General features: G+C 34.9%; 15 protein-coding genes. 3 read left to right on the top strand and 12 right to left on the bottom strand.

What is annotated here, in order from left to right; genetic code table 11:
* The first annotated feature begins 8 nt into the window (after nucleotides 1-8).
* Entirely contained in the window at nucleotides 9-395 is a 387-nt protein-coding gene (locus K4G57_RS08200; protein WP_221532297.1) for a group III truncated hemoglobin, read from the top strand.
* Here K4G57_RS08200 and K4G57_RS08195 read toward each other — a convergent pair.
* On the bottom strand, nucleotides 392-1,144 hold the full coding sequence (locus tag K4G57_RS08195; RefSeq protein WP_221532296.1) for an MBL fold metallo-hydrolase: 753 nt from the start codon (nucleotides 1,142-1,144) through the stop codon (nucleotides 392-394). The two genes, K4G57_RS08200 and K4G57_RS08195, sit on opposite strands and share 4 nt — an antisense overlap.
* A 79-nt stretch (nucleotides 1,145-1,223) precedes the next feature.
* On the opposite strand from K4G57_RS08195, the gene K4G57_RS08190 reads away from it, so the two are divergent.
* Complete coding sequence (locus tag K4G57_RS08190) at nucleotides 1,224-2,318, top strand: deoxyguanosinetriphosphate triphosphohydrolase (RefSeq protein WP_221532295.1); 1,095 nt, start codon at nucleotides 1,224-1,226, stop codon at nucleotides 2,316-2,318.
* 27 nt (nucleotides 2,319-2,345) lie between these two features.
* Here K4G57_RS08190 and K4G57_RS09270 read toward each other — a convergent pair whose 3' ends face one another.
* The 5 genes from K4G57_RS09270 to K4G57_RS08170 all read right to left on the bottom strand — a co-directional run bounded on the left by K4G57_RS09270 (nucleotide 2,346) and on the right by K4G57_RS08170 (nucleotide 4,907).
* Nucleotides 2,346-2,468 (bottom strand): hypothetical protein, encoded by a 123-nt coding sequence (locus K4G57_RS09270; RefSeq protein WP_283249685.1) that lies wholly within the window; start codon nucleotides 2,466-2,468, stop codon nucleotides 2,346-2,348.
* 231 nt (nucleotides 2,469-2,699) lie between these two features.
* On the bottom strand, nucleotides 2,700-2,765 hold the full coding sequence (locus tag K4G57_RS09360) for a sortase B protein-sorting domain-containing protein (RefSeq protein WP_429913090.1): 66 nt from the start codon (nucleotides 2,763-2,765) through the stop codon (nucleotides 2,700-2,702).
* A 217-nt stretch (nucleotides 2,766-2,982) separates the two neighbouring features.
* On the bottom strand, nucleotides 2,983-4,071 hold the full coding sequence (gene rlmN, locus K4G57_RS08180; RefSeq protein WP_221532294.1) for a dual-specificity RNA methyltransferase RlmN: 1,089 nt from the start codon (nucleotides 4,069-4,071) through the stop codon (nucleotides 2,983-2,985).
* Nucleotides 4,072-4,659, bottom strand: coding sequence for a phosphorylase family protein (locus K4G57_RS08175; RefSeq protein WP_221532293.1), 588 nt, complete (start codon nucleotides 4,657-4,659; stop codon nucleotides 4,072-4,074). It abuts the gene before it with no gap.
* Nucleotides 4,656-4,907, bottom strand: a complete 252-nt coding sequence (locus K4G57_RS08170; RefSeq protein ID WP_221532292.1) for an RNA-binding S4 domain-containing protein — start codon at nucleotides 4,905-4,907, stop codon at nucleotides 4,656-4,658. The genes K4G57_RS08175 and K4G57_RS08170 overlap by 4 nt, the downstream gene beginning before the upstream one ends.
* A gap of 87 nt (nucleotides 4,908-4,994) precedes the next feature.
* On the opposite strand from K4G57_RS08170, the gene K4G57_RS08165 reads away from it, so the two are divergent.
* Nucleotides 4,995-6,206 (top strand): argininosuccinate synthase, encoded by a 1,212-nt coding sequence (locus K4G57_RS08165; protein ID WP_221532291.1) that lies wholly within the window; start codon nucleotides 4,995-4,997, stop codon nucleotides 6,204-6,206.
* A 266-nt stretch (nucleotides 6,207-6,472) separates the two neighbouring features.
* Here K4G57_RS08165 and K4G57_RS08160 read toward each other — a convergent pair whose 3' ends face one another.
* Genes K4G57_RS08160 through K4G57_RS08135 form a run of 6 tightly spaced genes read right to left on the bottom strand, consistent with a single transcriptional unit; the run spans nucleotide 6,473 to nucleotide 15,781 of the window.
* Nucleotides 6,473-8,620 carry a bifunctional glycosyltransferase/CDP-glycerol:glycerophosphate glycerophosphotransferase gene (locus K4G57_RS08160; RefSeq protein WP_221561832.1) on the bottom strand — a complete coding sequence of 716 codons (2,148 nt, stop codon included), beginning with the start codon at nucleotides 8,618-8,620 and terminating at the stop codon, nucleotides 6,473-6,475.
* 3 nt (nucleotides 8,621-8,623) lie between these two features.
* Nucleotides 8,624-9,289 (bottom strand): ribulose-phosphate 3-epimerase, encoded by a 666-nt coding sequence (locus K4G57_RS08155; protein ID WP_221532289.1) that lies wholly within the window; start codon nucleotides 9,287-9,289, stop codon nucleotides 8,624-8,626.
* Nucleotides 9,282-10,259 carry a galactitol-1-phosphate 5-dehydrogenase gene (locus K4G57_RS08150; protein ID WP_221532288.1) on the bottom strand — a complete coding sequence of 326 codons (978 nt, stop codon included), beginning with the start codon at nucleotides 10,257-10,259 and terminating at the stop codon, nucleotides 9,282-9,284. The genes K4G57_RS08155 and K4G57_RS08150 overlap by 8 nt, the downstream gene beginning before the upstream one ends.
* On the bottom strand, nucleotides 10,256-10,963 hold the full coding sequence (locus K4G57_RS08145) for an IspD/TarI family cytidylyltransferase (protein ID WP_221532287.1): 708 nt from the start codon (nucleotides 10,961-10,963) through the stop codon (nucleotides 10,256-10,258). The genes K4G57_RS08150 and K4G57_RS08145 overlap by 4 nt, the downstream gene beginning before the upstream one ends.
* A complete protein-coding gene (locus tag K4G57_RS08140) occupies nucleotides 10,960-12,276 on the bottom strand; it encodes a glycosyltransferase family 2 protein (RefSeq protein ID WP_221532286.1) in 1,317 nt (438 codons plus the stop codon). The genes K4G57_RS08145 and K4G57_RS08140 overlap by 4 nt, the downstream gene beginning before the upstream one ends.
* The gene (locus K4G57_RS08135) at nucleotides 12,266-15,781 is read right to left on the bottom strand and encodes a CDP-glycerol glycerophosphotransferase family protein (RefSeq protein WP_221561831.1); all 3,516 of its coding nucleotides are present in this window, start codon (nucleotides 15,779-15,781) and stop codon (nucleotides 12,266-12,268) included. The genes K4G57_RS08140 and K4G57_RS08135 overlap by 11 nt, the downstream gene beginning before the upstream one ends.
* Nucleotides 15,782-16,119: the final 338 nt, after the last annotated feature.

Genomic DNA, 16,119 nt, shown 5'->3' with positions numbered 1-16,119 from the left:
GAGAGGAGATGCAAAAATATGATGTGATTTGCAAAGAAGGCATAGATGTTTTAATGGATGTTTTTTATGCAAGGATTCGTGCAGATAAAAATGGTGTTGGAGAGATTTTTAATAATGTTGTTGGCAAAAGTGATGAGGTGTGGAATCTCCATAAAAGCAAAATTTCTAATTTTTGGCAGGGAATGTTATTAGGGGAGGGCAATTATGCAGGTGTTCCTTTAAAAGCACATTTAGATTTACCTCCATTTCCTAGAGAGTATTTTAAGATTTGGCTAGATTTGTTTGATGAGAGCTTAAAAGAGGTTTTTAATGACAAAATTGCTAGTGAGATTTTGCAACGCGCACAAATGATAGCACAACGATTTCAATTTATGCTTTATGAAAACAAACACTAAAGACGTGGAAGCCAAAAGGGAATGTTGCTTTGTTCTTGTGCTACACTTGTTGGGCTGCCATGTCCTGGCAAGATAAGCATATCTTCTTGCAAAGTTAAAAACTTCTCTAGACTCGCTTTCATTGTGGTGTGGGAAGAGTAGGGAAAATCACTTCTTCCAATAGAGCGATGAAAGATAAAATCTCCGCTAAACATTACTTTATTTCCACTAGAGAGGGATTGCAAATCTTCTTGTGATTCTAAGGAGCTGGAATCTTTATGGCAAATAACAACAACACTGCAACCGGGCGTATGTCCGGGGTAGCAGATAAATGTGATTGCAAAATTTCCATAGGTAAAGTCGTTTTTGCGCTCTAAATTGCTTGTATTGGAAGTTTTTTCGCAAATTTTATCGTTTTCTTTTGCACCAATTAGGAGTGTGGGGATGGAATTTGGTAATCCCGTGCTAAAACAATCCTGCGCTAACATAAAGGCGTCTTCATAAGGACAAAGCAAAGGAATCTCTGCAAAATATTTTAATAATTCTGCATTGCTCCATACATGATCAAAATGCCCATGTGTGTTTAAAATCGCAAGAGGAATCGTATTTGTGCTTTTAAGGGTATCAATCACCCAAGAACTTGCACCAATCCCTGGGTCAATGATTAAAGCTTCCTTTTTAGTTTTATCAAAGACTAAATAGCAATTTGTTTGGTATTCTCCAAAAGGCTTACATAATACATAAAAAAAATCATTGTCAAAAACTTGCATAGGATTAATTCCTTTTCTTTTCAAAATCTTTGCAAATCTTAACGCAAAATCGCTAAAATAATACAAAAAAGGCAAAAATATGGAGAGTGTAACACAACGTTTTTATCCAGTAAATCCCGATTTTAGAAATCCTTTTAGTCGGGATAGAGACCGCATTATCCACAGCTCTTATTTTAGACGTTTAGAGTATAAAACACAAGTGTTTTTAAACCATAGCGGAGACTATTTTCGCACACGTTTAACGCATTCTTTAGAAGTGAGTCAAATTGCGCGCACTTTAGCAACACATTTGGGCTTAAATGCAGAGTTAGCAGAAGCAATTGCTCTAGCACATGACTTAGGGCATACTCCTTTTGGACATGCAGGGGGAGACGAGCTAGATAAAGTTATGCGTAAATATGGGTATAGCAATGGGTTTGAGCATAATTTTCAATCTTTTCGTGTAGTAACAAAGTTAGAAAAACGTTACAAAGACTTTGATGGATTAAATCTTACTTTTGCGACATTAGAGGGAATTTTAAAGCATTCTTATCCTTATGAAAAGCCTTTTTTGAAAGAGAATCTTAAAGCGACTTTTCAATTAGAGTTTCACCCAAGCCTAGAAGCAATTCTTGTGGATTTATCCGATGAAATTGCTTATCTTAGCCATGATATTGATGATGGAATTAAATATGGGTTGATAGATTTTGATACATTAAGAGATAGTGCGCTTGTTAATAGGGCGATTATTTATGTGGAGGAGGTGGAAAAAATAGGGTGTAAGGATTCCATATTTCGCCATCGCTTCACTTCACGTTTGATTACCATACTTGTTTATGATATTTTAGAGAATAATGCAGTATTTCATCAAGAGATTCCGCAATGTTTTAAATACAATGCGGCTGAACCTTTGCCACTTACACACACAAAGGAAATGGAGAAAGAAATTAAAGTGTTAAAAAAGATTCTGTTCCAATCTCTTTATCGCCACGAAGAAATCGCTAAAAAGATGTTTATGGGAAAACGTTGTGTGCGCAAACTTTATGAATGTTTTAATGATGAGACTAGTTTATTGCCAAAGGATTTGCAAAAACGTATCCAAAATGGTGAAAAAACGCATCGTATTTGCGCAGATTATATTGCGTCCATGACAGATAGATACGCTATTGCGCTTTATGAGGAGTTAGGATTTTAAAGCTGTTTAGTATTTTTTGCTCTAATCTTATTGCCAATTGCTTAAAATATTAATGCTTGATTTTTTGTGTTTTACAAAATGTTTAGGGCTTTCATTGTCCCTTTGAATCGCAGTTTCAGATTCTAAAACTTTTAGCACATTTTCTAGCATTTTTTCTTGTTTGCTTTTAGAGAGTTTTTGCTCAAAAAGGGACTTTTAAGCACCACTGGATTATTAATAGAAGTAGCCGTAAATTCAAATATTCCACGCGTATTGACTAGTTTTGAAATATCCCAATTAATAAAGCTATCTACGATACTCCCTTGTCATTTATTAATTCTCTGCATTAAATGCTATTGTGCTGCTTAAAACATTTGCTAACGCAGACTTAATAGTTTTTTATCATTTAGACTTCTTTAAAAAATATACAAAACTACAAGCAAAAAGCATTCCGTATAATTTAAAAATTTTGAAAACAAATTAGGGTTTAAGATTTTTGACTATTGTCTTTTGGTGCTTAAGCTTGTCTGGCTAGGATTTTGAGTTTTGGCATTGTATGCAAACTATTAAAGCAAGGGAGATTTATTAAAATATTGAATTAGGAATTATTTTTTATACGCATAATACAAGAATGCACCCATTCCAATGACAAATACAATTGTTAAAAATATAACTAAAATAATATCTAATAAGCCCATTGTATTTCCTTTTGTTTGTTGTCGTGTTGTGTATCTTCATCTTGTGTAATTGCGCGCTCTCTTAGTTGCCCACAAGCTGCGCTAATATCTAAACCTTTAGATTCTCTAATGGTGCATAAAAGTCCCTTTTTGAGCAAAAATTCTCTAAAGGCTTCCATTTTTTCTGCACTTGGACGCTTGTAAATGCTACCTTCATGAGGATTGAAATAAATCAAATTCACTTTCGCTTTAAGTTTATTCAGCAAGACTACAAGCTTTTTTGCGCTATCTAAACCATCATTTAAGCCATCAATCATAAGATATTCAAACATCACTCTTTTGCGATTATCAATAGGAAATTGCACTACTTCATCAATAATCGCTTGGATATTATAAGCTTTATTAATCGGCATAAGTTCTGTCCTTAGTTTATCATCTACTGCGTGTAGAGAGATTGCAAGTTGCACTCCAAGATTAAGTGCGCCTAGCTTTTTAATCTTTGGTGCGATTCCGCTTGTAGAGATGGTTTGACGACGTGTAGAAATGCTTAATCCATCAAGTTCAGCAAGAATTTTAATTGCTTTTGTAACATTCTCTAAATTGTCCAACGGCTCACCCATTCCCATATAGACAATGTTGATTGCTTTGTTATGCGGAATGCCCTGTTGTTTTTTAATTGCTAAGACTTGATAGACAATTTCTCCAGCACTTAGATTCCGCATAAATCCTCCTTTTGCAGTCAAGCAAAAACTACAACCTACTTTACAGCCCACTTGAGAGGATAAACATAGAGTAAATTTATCGTCTTTCATCTTTAAAAAGACAGCTTCATAGCTTAGGTTGTCTTGTGTTTGAAAAAGATATTTCACGCTACCATCGCAACTTTTTTCTTCTTTGCAAATTTGCGCACTTGTGCTGGTGAAAGTTTGATTTAAATAAGTTTTTAAATCTTTTGGGAGATTGTCCATTGCTTCAAAATCTTCCACATAGCGGACATAAAGCCAATGATAAATTTGCTTTGCGCGGAATTTTTGGAATCCTGCATCTTCAAGCATAATTCCAAGAGCATTTAGAGAGAGGCTAAAAATATCTTGCATTTAGACGCCTAAAGTGGAATCTAATTTGTTTTTGACATAGGATTCTAACTTTTGCATTGCCACTTTGTGGTTCGCAAGAAATTCTTTTTGCGCGTCTTTGTGGATATAATTTGTGCTACAAAAGATTCCAATTGCTGGAAGGTTAAAGGCTTGAGCGACTTGCAACACGCTAAAAAATTCCATGTTTTCATATAAAATTCCAAGTTTTACAAAATGCTCGGCTAACTTAGCGTCTGTTGTGATGTAATTGCTAGAGTTAATAATTTTCTGTGCTTTGGTGAGCATTTGTATTGAAGTATTGGAATCTTTAGGCATTGTTTCACATGAAACATTTGTTAAAAAATTATTCAAAGGAGTGTAAGATTGCTCCTGCAAAAAAGAGAGTTCAATATTGCAAGCACTAGAAGATTCAAAGATTTCTAGTAAAGGTTTTTTGATAGAGTAGCTTCCGCATGTGCCAACAAAAACGATTTCATCAGGCTTATCATGTAGAATTGAGCGGGTGAGATTGATAGAGGATTCCACCAATCCTACACCTATACTCTTTGCAAAAGCGAAGTTTTCTATTTTTCCTGCGCAATAAATCATTGCTGCACCTCTTTGTAATATAGGTGCGAGTCGTTTTTCTTAATAGTTTTTTGTTCTGGAATTTGTAAGACTTGGTAGAATTTTGACTTTTCTAAAAAGGCAATTTCTATAATATCACCAACTTTCACATCGCGACTCGCCTTTAGTTTAACGCCTGCAATTTTAACAACTCCATTTGCAAGCATATCTTGAGCAATTGCGCGTCTTTTTACAATATTAACCGCATTTAAAAATTTATCAACTCTCATCTTTATCCTTTGTGGTATTCTAGCTAAAATAAGATTAATTTATCTAACGCTATAATCGCGCTAGCAATTTATAATAGGAGATTTAGAATGCAAAAAGACTTCAAAAAAGTGGTTTTGGCATATAGTGGCGGATTAGATACGAGTGTGATTTTGAAATGGCTTGGCGATACTTATGGTTGTGAAGTGGTAACATTTACTGCGGATATCGGACAAGGAGAGGAGGTAGAGCCAGCAAGAGCAAAGGCGCAGAAGCTTGGAATCAAGCCTGAAAATATCTTTATTGAGGATTTAAGAGAAGAGTTTATTCGTGATTTTGTGTTTCCAATGTTTAGGGCAAATACAATCTATGAAGGGGAGTATTTGCTAGGAACTAGCATTGCACGTCCATTGATTGCAAAACACTTAGTAGAGATTGCTAAGAAAGTAGGCGCAGATGCAATCTCGCATGGCGCAACAGGCAAAGGAAATGACCAGGTGCGTTTTGAGATTGGAGCATATGCGTTAAGCCCGGATATTAAAGTGATTGCCCCTTGGAGAGAGTGGGATTTAAATAGTCGTGAAAAACTACTTGCGTATGCGGAAAATGCTGGAATCCCTATTGAAAAAAAAGCAAATAAATCTCCTTATTCAATGGACGCTAATTTACTACATATTAGTTATGAGGGGCAGATTTTAGAAGATCCAAGTATTGCACCTGAAGAAGATATGTGGCGTTGGAGTGTTTCGCCAAAGAATGCCCCTGATACGTCAACAATCCTTACAATAGAATTTAAAAATGGAGATGGAGTTGCAATTAATGGAGAAAAATTAAGTCCCGCAAATTTTTGGGAAAAACTTAATAAGTTAGCAGGAGAAAATGGAATTGGACGTTTAGATTTAGTAGAAAATCGTTATGTGGGAATGAAGTCACGTGGTTGTTATGAAACTCCGGGAGGAACGATTTATTTAAAAGCACATCGTGCAATAGAATCGTTATGTCTTGACAGAGAAGAAGCGCATTTAAAAGATGAAATTATGCCAAAATATGCAAGTTTGATTTATAATGGGTATTGGTTTAGTCCAGAACGTGAAGCCCTGCAAGCCTTGATTGATAAAACACAAGAAAAAGTAGAAGGCGTAGTTCGTTTAGAGCTTTATAAAGGCAATGTTACAATCCTTGGTAGAGAGTCTAAAAATTCGCTTTTTAACGCAGCTTATAGCACATTTGAGGAAGATTCTGTTTATAATCAAAAAGATGCAGGAGGTTTCATTAAGCTAAATGCACTAAGATTCATCATTGCAGGGAAAACTAGACGATAATACAAGAAGTTTTTCTAGCAAAACCTATAAACTTTACAAATACAAGGCTGTAAATTTTAAACTTAATCCCTAAAACATTTTAGCTTTTGTGGATTAAGTTTTAAGCTTATTGTGTTTGCTTAAAGAGCGCATTTTAAGGCAATTAGAATCAAAAAACCAATAGAAAATAAAGTGGAAATTAGACTCTAAGCAATCCTTAAGAGCCATGTAAGGGGGTTAGTCTATGTCGCTTCTATGAGACAAATTAGCCCAAACATTTAAAGAAACTAAACATTCTCTATCTCTACCTTATCTTTTATAAAGTTAGCGATTTTTTGTGCGGTGTTGCCATCGCATTCTCCCATATAGTCTTTCCATAGCTTTTGCACCCTCTGGCTTGTCTGTGGGATATTTTCTAAAAGCTTTAGTAATTCCTCCTCGCTAAAGGCGATATCTCCGGGAACAAAATGCAAATAATCTTTATAAAATCCTCTCTCTCCCATATACTTTGGATAATCATAAGGATAGAAGTAAATAGGGCGTCCAAAATAAGCATAGGTAAAAATAATAGAGGAATAATCTGCAATTAGAGCATCTGCGGCATTTAAAACTAGCCATTCTTCTTTTAAGGAGAAGTCATAAACATTGCTTAAAGGAATTGTAGGTTTTAGGCTCGGGTGTATTCTTATGGCAAATTCGTACTTATCGCCATATTTTTCTATCAAGGCTTGGAAGTTTAAATTAAGGTTAAAGTTAGGTCTATCCCAGTCCCTAAAAGTCGGGGCATAGACGAGGAGTTTTTTCTTAGGATTGACACCTAGAAGCACTTTAGCTTCCATTTGGCTTCTTTGATTTTTGATAAGCATATCTGTGGCAATATTTCCTGTAAGCTTGATTTGCTCCCTTTTGAGATTAAAAGCACTCATATAGCCCTCTATTGCCTCCCTCCCAGAGACAAAAGCATAAGAGTAGGATTGGTGCCATTTGATTTCTTTTGCAAATTCTTTGTTGTTTTTAGCACTATCACAACCAAATTTTTTAAAAAGCCCTCCTGCGTGCCAACACTGCAACACAAGAGTTTCTTTTCTTGGTGTGATACCAAAAAGAGGTCTGTGGTAATCATCTATTAATATCACTTGCGATTTTGCGAAATGATACATTCTTTTTATATCTGCACTTAAGAGTGTTTTATTAGGAATAGTTTTGACAAAAAATTCAGAATTTGAAAGTAATACTTCTTTTATAGCACCTAGATATTTCATTCCGTAAGCACCTTCAGAGAAAGTAATTTTCCCCTTTTTTATGGGCAGAAGCAAGAAGCTTTGGTAGAGAGCTTTAAGGAGTTTATCGCGACATTGATATTTGTTAAGAAATCTCCTATACCATAATCCATTAACAAGACCAAAAAAGTTTTTTAGTGGCTTGATAAAAGGATTTTTTAATCTCTTGGCGAAACGTTTGATTTTTCTATTGCGCCTTATACGTAGCATTTCCTTATAGATTCCACTCTCGCTATGGTCTTTGAAAGCATACCATTTGGGCATATGTTTTTGTTGGTATTGGAGCGGGATAGTCTCTAAGACTTTTTGCAAAGGCTTAACCATCTCTTCTAAGCTATCTCTCCCTTGTCCAATAATAGCTTGTTCTATCAAATGTTTTTTAAAATCAAAATCTTTTAAAAATCTTCGGTAATAGCAGTCTAAATCCAAAGGAATTTGGAGTTTTAAGATTCCTTCTTGCACCGCTATCATGTCTTCTAAATAGCTTTTTTTCCAGTTGCTTACGCTATTATTAGGGTGCATACGGTAATAGAAAACAACTTCATCAAGCAAAAATATGGATTTAGCATATTTAAGGAGCGAGAGAGTCCAAAGATGATCTTCGCATAAATGATGTCCATCAAGAAAACGTAAATGATGCTTATTGAGAAATTCTTTTTTATAAGCCTTTGTGCAAGCACTACATGCATTAGCAAAGATAGGCACCCATAAAGATTTATCCTCTAAGAATCCTTTGTGTCCTTTAAGATAGTTTTTTTGTATGCTATATGTTTTATTATGCTCCCAATAATTCCCCATAAGACCAGCTACAAAATCAACTGCATAATTGCTAAAGACTAAATAATAATTCCAAAGTGTGTTTGGAGGAAGCATGTCATCAGAATCTACAAAAAGAAGCACCTCACCTCTAGCCTTTGAAGCACCTACATTTCTAGCCTTTGTCAAGCCCCCGTTTTCTTGCGTATAGATTGCTATGTTTTGATAAAAGCGCGAATAATATTCACACACTTTTAAGGTGGCGTCGCTGCTTCCATCATTAATAATGATAATCTCAAAAGTATATTCGGGAGTTACTTTTTGCTCTAATAGGGATTGTAGAGTATCTGCAATTGTGTTTTGTGCATTATATGCAGGAACAATTATGGAGAATTGCATCTTTTATCCTTTTAGGAGAGTTTGGAAGTTTTGGATTTCTTTTTTGGAGAGTTTTTTATTAGGAAAGATGCTAGAAGTGCCAGCGACAAAAATATCTGCGCCCATTTCTTTAAATTTCTTAGCATTTTGAAAACTCATATTTCCATCCACTTCAATAAGAATGTGTTTTAAATTGTTTTTACAAAGATAATTTTTAAGGTATGAAAATTTTTCTATCGTTTGAGGTAAGAGCTTTTGCCCAGAAAATCCCGGATTTATGGTTAAGAAATTGATTCCATTAATGTGAGGATGGATAAAATCTAGTATGCAGATAGGAGTTTGTGGGTTTAGCGCGATGAAAAGCTCACATTCATAGGTTTTAAGTAGCGCGATAATATCCTCTAAGTAATAGCTTGCTTCAAAATGAATGGAGATAATATCGCCTTTTTGCAAAGAAAGGCGGGGAATGATTTTAAGAGGGTTTTCTACCATGAGATGGAAGTCAAAGGGGGTGGAAGTGGTTTTGCGTAAGGAGTGTATAAAATCTATGCTAAAGCCTAGATTTGGGACAAAATGCCCATCCATAATGTCAAGATGCAAATAATCAATCTTTGCCTTTTCTAGAGTTTGTATATCCTTTTGGAGTGTGTAAGGATTGCTACACATTAAAGAAGCAGAAATTTTACCCATTAACAAAAGTTCCTTTTATGTGAAAATTAGCATTTGATAAGAATTTAAAAGCTTCTTGACATTCTTGGAGCTTAAAAGTATGCGTAATGAGTGATTTTGCGGGGATTTTATCTAAGTTTTTTAAAACAAAATCCCAATCTTTAGGATAATCACTATTCCAAACTCCTATGATTTGTAACTCCTCTCTTAAAATTTTCCAATAGACTTTTTGCGGTAGATTTATCGCACCTTTTGGGTTGCCTACAAGAATGATTTTGCCTTTACTTTTAGTTGCTTCTATGCAAGATTGCAAGGATTCTTCAGAGCCTACGCATTCTATACAAGAATCAAATTTTTGCGTTGCAATTTTTTCATTAAATATGACTTCAAAGCCTAGTGATTCTAGGAATTTTGCTTTTGTTGCATTACGTATTAAAAAAGAGATTCTTAAATTTTCAAGTTTTGCCCAAATGCCTATTAAAATGCCAATCACACCAGAGCCTACAATGCAAATTCTTTTGTCTGCACGTAGTTTTGAGAGGGCATGTTTTGCCACAGCAGCAGGCTCACAAAGAGAAGCGTTTAAAAAGTCAAATTTGTCCTCAAAAATCTTAAGATTCCATAATGGCACAGATAAGAATTCTGCAAATCCTCCATCTCTCCTTGAGCCAAAGTAATTGTAATTTTCACATTGTGCATAATTTCTACTCTGACAATTTTGACATTTTTTGCAAGGGAGCAGAGGAAATACCACGACTCTTTTGCCAATGAGATTTTTATCTAAATCCTCTGCGACTGCAACGATTTCTCCAGAAATTTCATGTCCTAAGATTAGGGGATAATGATAAGCTCCCTTGTGAAATCTGTCTAAATCACTGCTACAAATACCGCAGGCTTTGATTTGCACGAGAGCTTCGCCTACTTTCACGTTAGGTCTAGCGACTTTTGTTTGTTCTATCTTTTCGATTCCTTGTAATACGCACGCTTTCATTGTTCATACATCTCCCTATAAATTGCTTTTGCTAAAAATAAATCCATTATGCTTGTAATTTTTATATTTCTCTCATCGCCTAGATAAGTATGCACTTTCACTCCTTGTCTCTGGCAGATTTGCGCTGTGCCTGTGATTGTTAGCTTTTCCTCGGGCTTTAAGCTTTTAATGCAGTCATAAATAAGACCAAATTTAAAAATATCAGGAGCTTGTCCATGAAAGAGTGAGGAGCGATTAGGCATTGCAAGGGCTACTTCATTTTCTACAATAATCATCGTATCCTTAACAGGAGTAATAGCGACACAAGCACCATATTTAAGGGCTGCACACAAACCTCTATCTAAGAGTTCCTTTGTAATAAAGGGTCGCACTGCATCGTGAAAAAGCACGATGTCATCAGGGTTTGTCCCTTTTGCTTTTAGAATATCAAGGGCATTTTCTATGGAATCTATTCTCTCCCTTCCCCCGCAAATAATATTTTCTTTAGGAATTTGTAGTAAAGAGTTTGTGAGCAACTCATAAAGATATTGTCTCCAGTCTTTGTGAATCACAATATATAAGCTATCAAAAAGCCGTGAGTCTAAGAGATTTTTTAGAGTTAAAACAATCGTAGCAATGCCATTGATTTCTAAAAATTGCTTAGGCAACTTCACATCTCCCATTCTTTTGCCAATACCCCCAGCTAAAACAACCGCTATTTTCATTGTTTTTTCCTTTTATAATCCCTATAAATAGAATTTATCTTAAAAACAAAAGTCAAAGGATTTTTTAGTAGGGCTTTTCCTAAGCGATAACTTAAATGCCATTTAGTCTCTAATGCCTCCTCATAGTCTGCATAGCTTTCTAAGGGAGGAGGTTGAAGCTCTACGTGGAATCTATAAAGGGTTTTTAAAACTTTGGATTCTAATTTATGCGTTAGGAGTATTTGAATCAAAGTTAAGGGAAGAGCTAGGGCTTTTAAGGGGGATTTTGCTTGGATTATCGCATATCCTAATTTATAGCTTAGATGATTTTTGACTCTTAGGGCGGCACCATTTGGTTTATTTAAGGAATCTAAAGTGCGCAGAATCTTTTTTCTGTATTTTTGTGTTTCTTTTGTCAAAAAATAAGAATTATCAAAGGTGGCTAAGTATTCTCTAGACTTTTGAGAAAAAGTTGGTCTAAAGCTTGAAGTGCAATTTTTAAAGTGATATGCAATGTATTTACAAACAAAGAGAAAGAATTCCTCTTTGAACTCTTTCATCATATGGGTATCTAATAAAAACTGCTGCACTTGATGCATTATCACAAAGGAATCATAAATGCCTGCGCCTCTAGAATAGCTATTTCGCATTGTAGAGCCCTCTCGCATACGATAATAGTATAAGTCTTGTTTGAAGAGACAGATTTTTTTTGCAAGGAGCATACTTTTAACAGATGGCAAAACATCTTCAAAAAGTAGCTTCTCCTCATTATTTTTTTGCGGAAAAAGCTCTCCTTTATCAAGAAGAGTTTTTAGAAAATCATAGCGGTAGAATTTAAAAAATGGTGCAAATCCTGCAAAAATAAGGGGTTTTATTTCTTTTGGGCAATAGGTTTGCGAAGAGGTATAAGGGGTGTTATGGAGAATCGTAGAAAACTCTGTTAAATGATACTCTCCTGTATGTTCATAATAGGCTAATGCACCGCTTAAGAGAATATCGGCATCGCTTTTTAAAAGTAGGGTATAAAATCTCTCTAAAGCGTCCCTTTCTAGCCAATCATCAGAATCTACAAAATAGACACATTCTGCATGAGCATAAGCAATGCCTAGATTTCTAGCACTGGCTTGTCCGCTATTTTCTTGATTGAGGATTTGTATTCTTTTGTCTTTTTTAACATACTCCTCAAGGATTTGTAAGCTCCTATCTGTTGAGCCATCATTAATACAAAGGATTTGTAGGCTTGTAAGCGTTTGAGAAGTCAGGGAATCTAGACATTTTTTAAGGTATTGTTCTGCATTATAAACAGGAATGATAACGGCAACTTTAGCTTGCATACCTCTCTCCTTTATTTAAGATAAGATAAGGATTTTTAAGCAAAGCTTCTATTAAACAACATTGCAAATACTCTTTAGTCCTTAATACAGAATTTGTAGATTTTTCTAATGGGGCTGATGCTAAAATGGGGGTCCAATATGCTGAAACTAAACTAAAGGCAGGTTGAAGCCCTGCTTGGAATCTAAGAGTTTTTAAAACCTTAGGTTGTGCTTGGATAAGAACAAAGAGGAATCCTAGAATTATGCGGGGGGGGGGGGCAAAATAGTGAGTTAGTGCTATAAAAAGCAATAATTCTAAATCCAATTCTTTAGAATCCCTTGCAAAATCTCTTTTTAATGTTGCATAGACTTCTTTTAAGTTTGCTTTATCTAAAAGAGCGGTGATTTGGAGTTTAAGAGTTATAAACTCCAAAGATTCCTTATGGGTTAAGGAGGATAAAGGAATGCTTTCTAAGGCTTTCAAGGCTTCTTTGATATGTTTTGTTTCTCTAATTTCTTTTTGAGTCTCTTGATTCTCTTTTATTGCTTTAGTCTCTATCGCAAGGACATTTTTGACAATCTCAAAAATGCAAGGCGGAGAAAGTCTTTGTTGTTTTTGAATCTTTAATTTCTCTAGGTGTTCTAAAGCATTTTTAGAATCCCCACTCACTCTTGCGCACTTAAGATAGTTCAAAATCCAATCCTCTCTAAAAGATTGCGCTAAATTAGATTCTTTGAAACTAAAATCTTGGCTCAACTCTAAGAGAGTTTGGAATCGCTCTTTTGCTTCCTTATAGCATTGCAATTCTAAGGCGTTATTTGCAAGCGTTAAAATATACCCTAAGGATATATGCTTCTCATAGGGTTTATCCATTTCTAAGAGGGCTTGATAGATTCTCTCGCAACATTTTCCATCTCTAAAGGCAAAGGCAGTTTCACTATTTAGCTTATAGGACTCTCCCATTTGAAAATGGTTTTTTAAAATCTCCTCTAAATTTTTAAGCAACTCTTCCTCTGTGTTCGCAACAGGACCAAAGCCATCTTTCCTATAATCAAAATATCCCTTCGTATAGGAGTGCTGCTCAAAGAATGTTTGCTCATCAAATTGATAATACAAAACCGGTTTTTGCAAATAACCCATATCAAAAGCAACGCTTGAATAATCTGTAATCATCAAGGAGGATTCGCAAAAAAGCTCCAAGAAGGGTTTTTCTGAATTGATAGAGATAAAGCTAGGGAGGTTAAAGTAATGCACATAAAGGGCTACATTAGGGTGAGGGTTAAAGACGACTTTGACATTAAATCTCAAAGCTAGATTTTCTAAAGCTTTAGAGCTTAGAAAGCTATGCCATGCCTGAAAATAAGCACTCCTATGAAGCACAGCTGAAGCTATAAGATTGGGGTTATAGCCTCCAGTTTGAGTTTCAAGTCCTAGATATTTCCTCCAAGTTGGCATAATCAAAATTTGTTTTGTGTTTGTTTGGTTGTTTTTTAAGAGGGGATCAAATCTAGCAAATCCCGTGAGCTTGACTTCCTTTTTGGTGTATTTGTAAGTGGTAAAATCTTCTGTTATGGAATCATATTCTCTTTTTGAGGTTGTTAAAAAGCCATCAATAGCTTTGTTATTAAGCCAGCTAGAGACATTATCTTTTGTAACTCCATGTTGCAAGAAAATAAAGTCAAATTCTATGTCCTTTGGAAAATATCTAGTAAGATAAGCATCGCAGTGAGAGGAGATGACTTTAGTTGCTTTTTGAAGATATGCGCAGAAATCCTTGCTTCCAAATTCTACGAGATTAAATCCCTCCCTCTCTAGCCTTTTGTAATCTTTGGAATCTTTATTGAGCGCAAAGATTATCTTTTGATTAGGATAAGTGTTTGCAATATAGGTATAGAGATACTCGGCATTATCCCTTGCTTCATAGTCTCTATCGCAAAATACCCATAAATCCTCTTTCTTCTTTATTTCAAAAAGCCCTAAAAGAGGGATTTTGCTATACCATTCCTTTTTAAAAAAGATTCTTGCTTCTTTTCCTCTGATGAAAATTTGAAGCTCTTTAGCATCTTTTGGAATATGCACCCAAAGTCTTTTTTCATAGCAGAAGACTTTATCTAAGAAGTTATACTGCATAATTTTCTCAATGTCTGCATAAACTTCCTTCTCATCAACCCTAACACTCTCCACATCTCTTGGGTAAGGGGTGAGATAGCTTAGTAGAATCTGCCTCTGTTTGTGCGCTATTTTTTCTAATTTGACAACTTGATAAGGGGGATATTCTTCTTTAAAACAATGCAGGATTCCAACTCTATGTAGCCATTCAAAACCGCTTAAAGTAAAATCTAAAATATTTTGAGTTGCAATAAGGGAGAAAATCTCTTTAAAGAGCTTATGAAATTCCGCCCTCTGCTCTGTGGTGTGAAAGCTAAATTGTGTTTTATTTAAGCATAATGCTATTATCCAATAAATATGATAAATAACCATTCTTTGGATAAAGCTTGGGATATAGCCGCTTTTATTTTTGGCATGAAGAAGAAGAAGATAACCTAGCTTTAAGACTGGATTGATATCAGCTTGGAGTTTATTATCAAGTGTAGAAGTCCCATCGCTCCTTTTTCTATAAAAATATTGCGCATCTTTTAAGAACGTAGCTTTAAGGCTTAAGTTTTCTAACAAAAACTCATTGACAAACTTAGCATCTTCAAAGTCTGGTTTGCACTCTTCATCAAAACGTAAGTTTTTAGGGAGTTTTGCGAAGTTTAAAAAAGCAGATGCGGCTGAAAGTTGTATGAAATTATTCAGATTAGCAATAGAGCGAATCTCTTCTTTTTTCTGAAACTTGAATCTTAGGGGATGTGTTTGGGAATAGGTATTTCTAGCTTCATAATAAAAGATAAGATTACAGGAAATCATTGCTAGATTTTGGGCTAAATTTTGTGATTTTTCTAAAAAACTATCCACTTCATAAAAATAATCTCTGTCTAAGAAATCATCAGGGTCTATAAAGGTAATCCAAATGGATTTAGTCGCTTCGCCACTACCACATTTGTCATATTGGGCTTGTGAGGCAAACAAATACTCTTCAAAGGATTCTGCATTTTGGTCTCCTAGCCTCTCTTGTAGCCATTCTAATCCCATATTTCTAGCACTGGCTTGCCCACCATTTTCTTTATGGAGATAAAAGATATTATTAGGGGATTGCTTTTGGTAGCTTTTAATGATTTGCGCACTTTTATCTGTGCTGCCATCATCTACGCAAATGATGTGAATATTGTTTTTAAAATCAAGTCTTTGCTTGAGGATAGAATTAAAATAATCCTCTAAGTATTTTTCTACATTATAAACTGCAGAGATGATGTAATACTCTGCATAACCGTGCTTTTTCTTTGGTTTTAGGTTTTTGAGTTGATTTTTGATAGGAATAGCGCGTTTATTTATGGCATCATTAAAAAATGCTGTGGGATTATTTTGGAGTTTTTTTAATTTTTTGGGACTCAAAAAGGGTTGGAGAACTCTGGTGAATTTCATAAATTTATCTCTTTACTATTGAAAATTGCACTTTTCAAACTAAAATTATGTTGTAATTTGAAACTTAAATTGCGAATTGTAACCAAAAAAAAAAAAAACGCAACTTAATTAAGAGGCGTAATAAGCAATTTTTCTAGCTTTTTAGCTCTTTTTGCTTTTATGCGCATTCTCTGTTTTTTTTCGTCTTTTTTGAAAAATCTTATAAATTCAATTTCATGTTTTTCATTTTCACAAAGAAAAATGCATTAGTTTATGCACTCCACTAGCTCACAAAAAGTTAAATGCCCTCACTGCAAGAATAAGGACTTCGCATTGTAGAATCTTCTACGATAAACCTT

This window comes from Helicobacter turcicus, from assembly GCF_019711685.1.
Classification (GTDB): Bacteria; Campylobacterota; Campylobacteria; order Campylobacterales; family Helicobacteraceae; genus Helicobacter_D; species Helicobacter_D turcicus.
The sequence above is the reverse complement of the archived record's forward strand: the minus strand, read 5'-3'. Positions and strand labels throughout refer to the sequence as shown.

What these genes read in the sequence shown, in the direction of transcription:
- K4G57_RS08140 (WP_221532286.1), bottom strand. Translation starts at nt 12,276, where the DNA reads ATGCAAGCTAAAGTTGCCGTTATCATTCCTGTTTATAATGCAGAACAA.
- K4G57_RS08170 (WP_221532292.1), bottom strand. Translation starts at nt 4,907, where the DNA reads ATGAGAGTTGATAAATTTTTAAATGCGGTTAATATTGTAAAAAGACGC.
- K4G57_RS08145 (WP_221532287.1), bottom strand. Translation starts at nt 10,963, where the DNA reads ATGAAAATAGCGGTTGTTTTAGCTGGGGGTATTGGCAAAAGAATGGGA.
- K4G57_RS08155 (WP_221532289.1), bottom strand. Translation starts at nt 9,289, where the DNA reads ATGGGTAAAATTTCTGCTTCTTTAATGTGTAGCAATCCTTACACACTC.
- K4G57_RS08165 (WP_221532291.1), top strand. Translation starts at nt 4,995, where the DNA reads ATGCAAAAAGACTTCAAAAAAGTGGTTTTGGCATATAGTGGCGGATTA.
- K4G57_RS08190 (WP_221532295.1), top strand. Translation starts at nt 1,224, where the DNA reads ATGGAGAGTGTAACACAACGTTTTTATCCAGTAAATCCCGATTTTAGA.
- K4G57_RS08150 (WP_221532288.1), bottom strand. Translation starts at nt 10,259, where the DNA reads ATGAAAGCGTGCGTATTACAAGGAATCGAAAAGATAGAACAAACAAAA.
- rlmN (WP_221532294.1), bottom strand. Translation starts at nt 4,071, where the DNA reads ATGCAAGATATTTTTAGCCTCTCTCTAAATGCTCTTGGAATTATGCTT.
- K4G57_RS08200 (WP_221532297.1), top strand. Translation starts at nt 9, where the DNA reads ATGCAAAAATATGATGTGATTTGCAAAGAAGGCATAGATGTTTTAATG.
- K4G57_RS08135 (WP_221561831.1), bottom strand. Translation starts at nt 15,781, where the DNA reads ATGAAATTCACCAGAGTTCTCCAACCCTTTTTGAGTCCCAAAAAATTA.
- K4G57_RS08195 (WP_221532296.1), bottom strand. Translation starts at nt 1,144, where the DNA reads ATGCAAGTTTTTGACAATGATTTTTTTTATGTATTATGTAAGCCTTTT.
- K4G57_RS09270 (WP_283249685.1), bottom strand. Translation starts at nt 2,468, where the DNA reads ATGCTAGAAAATGTGCTAAAAGTTTTAGAATCTGAAACTGCGATTCAA.
- K4G57_RS08160 (WP_221561832.1), bottom strand. Translation starts at nt 8,620, where the DNA reads ATGCAATTCTCCATAATTGTTCCTGCATATAATGCACAAAACACAATT.
- K4G57_RS08175 (WP_221532293.1), bottom strand. Translation starts at nt 4,659, where the DNA reads ATGATTTATTGCGCAGGAAAAATAGAAAACTTCGCTTTTGCAAAGAGT.